The organism is Cerasicoccus maritimus (genome assembly GCA_031296935.1).
GTDB classification, from domain to species: Bacteria; Verrucomicrobiota; Verrucomicrobiia; order Opitutales; family Cerasicoccaceae; genus Cerasicoccus; species Cerasicoccus maritimus.
Genome location: JAVDPD010000059.1, coordinates 1 through 3,401, shown reverse-complemented (window position 1 = coordinate 3,401; position 3,401 = coordinate 1). Strand labels below are relative to the sequence as shown.

Here is a 3,401-nt window from a genome sequence, read left to right as displayed (position 1 = left end):
ACCGAACAACAACAACAAGCATGCTTGACTCAAAAAACTTCATAGCAGCACTTTTCATCTAACTTGGCCGAATCAGGTGGGGATGAGATTGGAAGCAGCGCAAGGCGGCATTGATTATAGGATCATGGCGCTCATTGACGCAAATCGACTGCCTGCATCAGGAGGGACGAGAAAATTTTCGCCGTTATTGTTCTCTTTAAACTGGCGTCAGCTCGGGCGGAGGAGAAGGTGAATTCTCGTCAAGCAACTCGGTTAGATCAGATAACGACTGGAAGTAGCTCGTGAAATCATCTCCCGATGAGGCACCGCCTACCGCTTGCTCGAAGAGCTCCCGCTTTTCGGCCTTAAGCTTTTGGATTCGCTGCTCAATCGTGCCAGAGGTAATCATACGGTAGACAAACACCACACGCTTCTGACCAATACGGTGCACACGATCGATCGCCTGGGCTTCCACCGCAGGGTTCCACCACGGGTCCAAGAGAAAAACATAGTCCGCCGCGTGTAAAGTAATGCCCGATCCGCCCGCACGCAAACTGACCAAGAAAATGCCAGGCCCTTTCTGCTTTTGGAATTCAGCCACTGGCTTTTGACGGTCGATCGTTTTCCCGGTCAGCTCATAGAGAGGCAGTTCTGGAAACTCCTGCTGCAGCACGTCTTTGGCGCGGTCGAGGAGCGTGACAAATTGGCTGAAAACCACTGCTTTGTGGCCGTTGGCGATGATCTCGCGCAAGCGGTCGCGCAGCATGTTGAGCTTGCCGCTCTGGCTTACCTCTGAGTTTTGCCACGGAAGGAGGCCGGGGTCGCAGCAAGTCTGGCGCAGGCGCGTAAGAAGCGTCAATAGCCCCATTGCATTTTCGCTCATACCGGACTGAAGATTGTCGCCAAAACGAGTCACGCCCTCGGTAGCGATGCGCAGGTATTCGGAACGCTGAAGGTCCGTGAGCGGACATACGAGTTCGAGCTCAACCTTGTCCGGCAGCTCCTTGGCGACCTCTTTCTTCGTGCGGCGCAGGATGAACGGAGCCAGCTGCGTACGAATGCGCTCCATAGCCACGGAGCCTTCGTCGTGGATGGATTCCTCAAAACGACGGCGCATGCCGAGCAAGCCGGGCATGAGGAAGCGGAAGATAGTCCACACGTCGAGGAAGCGGTTTTCCAGCGGCGTGCCCGTCAGCGCGAGTCGGTGGTCAGCCTTAAGTGCGAGGCAGGCCTGGGTCGACTTGGCGTCCGGGTTTTTAATGAACTGCGCCTCATCGAGCACCACGTAGGCAAACTCTTTATCGTCCAGTTGGGAGCGGTGACGACGCAGCTGGGTATAGCTGGCCAGCCAAAGGATGCTGGCGTCGTCGTGAGTATCGAAACTCTGCCCCTTGCCCAGCGCCTCGGTCCGCATGTGCGGGAAAAAGCGCTGCACTTCCTGCTGCCAAACGGGCACCACACTGGCTGGGCAAACAATGAGGCTCGGCTTGTCCTTCACTGGTCGGATACTCAACAGACTGAGGACCTGGAGCGTTTTTCCGAGGCCCATCTCATCGGCCAGCAGGCCGTGACAACTGCAACCAAACAGATGCTGCATCCAGTGGACGCCGTGCTGTTGGTAGCCACGGAGGAACTTTGGCGCGCCGTTGACGCCCGGGTCCGGGTGGAAGAGCTGCTTGCGCCATAGTTCGAGTTCGGGAGAAAGGTCGAGTTTCACTGCCTCCTGAGCAAAGAAGGAAAAGAGCAAATAGCGCGGCGCACGTCCGGAAATAACCGCCATGCTGTCACCGGTTTCGGCAATGGCCTTGGCTTGCTCGCGGTTGATGCGCACCAGGCCGCGACCAGGCAGGAGCACCGGGCCCTCGTCGATTTTGCGCAGCAGGCGGCGGCGCTCCTTATCCGTCAGGCGGGAAGAGCCGAGCGTCAGCTTCCAGTTGATGTCGAGGTCGCCACCAGCCAGAGCTTCATCGATTTCCACAGCCACATCAATCTCCTGTACGCCCTCGGCGAGGCACTCGACATCGGGGTCGATTTCGACGGTGAAAAACTGCTCCCACTTGGGCAAATCCGTGCGCACAAAACCAGGCAACCGGTCAAGCTGCTGGAGCTCGTAGCGGGCGGCGTCGGCCTGGTAGCGAAAACCATCACGACGGGCACCGCTGGTCAGCCGGATTAAGTCTTCTCGCTCCTCAGCACTGGTCATATCCGCACTTGGCGCGTTCGGACCAAAGGCGCGCTGCTCCTGTCCATTTTTCTGACGCCAGACGACATTCATCGCCAGACCGGAGTCGATCGCGGAAAATTTCAGGACGAGCTTACGGCTCGGGGGGGCCTTGGGCACTGGCTTAGCAGTAGCAGGGCGCTTGGGCTTGGGCTGAAGTTCAACAGCGCTTGATTCTTCCACTGTTTCCGCCTCGGCCGTTGGGGCCTTCGATTTTTCCTCTGGCGGGAGCGCCCCAACCTCTTCGGCCACGAGCTCTTCAATTTCGTAAAGTGCTGCTACTGCAATAATTTCGCGCAACTCGCGGTCCTCAATCGAGGAACGCGCCTGCACCTTATCCTTCTCCCAATCAAGCACCACATAAACGTCGCTAGCATCATCCAAACGCAGGTGGACAATGGCGTCCTCCGCACTGAGCTCGACTTGGCGAATGCAGCCCTTACGGTAAAGCCGACGCCCAGCGTCGATGGCATCTGCATTGAAATTCTGCTCCCAAGCATCCATCAGTCGCGACAACCAATGGTCAAGCGCGGCGTCCGAATAAACGCGCTGGGAAATGCGGTGATTCATATGTGCGTAGCGTGCGATTGAAGGGTGGAGGCCGAGGGTTTCGGTGGCTAAACAGACCCGCCAAAGGCGCAAAATGACTATAGATAACCTGTGAGCGTATCGGTCCATTTTCAGTGCCGCAAGGGAAATCCGGCCAGCCCCAGCGAAAAAGCAATTTGCTAAGTTCCTGCCATTGGCGGGGATAAGGAGCATTAGCTGCGAGGTCAAAGTTTTCAGGCCCGCAGATCGCGGTCACATCATATGATGCTGCCACAAATCCTCGCCGCTACTTTAATCTTCAACGACAGGGCTCGTCGATAAACCTCCCGCTGGGGGCCGGGGGGGGGGGTAAAACCTACTTTATTCGATATCAAAGAACACTGCCCTACCCGCCCGTTCGCCGGGATCGGGCGCAGGTGGGGCGAACGCGCCGTGATGTCGCGCGCTTCAACGCCAATACCCGGAGCGCAAGCTGGCATAATCGGGCGGAGAGTTGGGCGGCCTGAGCCGACTTATAATCTACGGGCGTCGCTGGCGCGTCAGTTCGCTAGAGATAACATGAAGTTGCCGGGTCCAGCACTTGCTCAACCCGGCAACCGATGATAGATCAAAAACAATACCTGGCCGTTAAGCTCGGCATCGATGTTCACGC

Annotated in this window: 1 protein-coding gene; it reads right to left on the bottom strand. The window is 57.3% G+C overall.

All coding sequences use genetic code 11. The features are described from left to right. Nucleotides 1-196: 196 nt before the first annotated feature. Nucleotides 197-2,770, bottom strand: coding sequence for a DEAD/DEAH box helicase (locus RBB62_RS20115; protein WP_309401083.1), 2,574 nt, complete (start codon nt 2,768-2,770; stop codon nt 197-199). Between the last annotated feature and the right edge of the window lie 631 nt (nt 2,771-3,401).

What these genes read in the sequence shown, in the direction of transcription:
- RBB62_RS20115 (WP_309401083.1), bottom strand. Translation starts at nt 2,770, where the DNA reads ATGAATCACCGCATTTCCCAGCGCGTTTATTCGGACGCCGCGCTTGAC.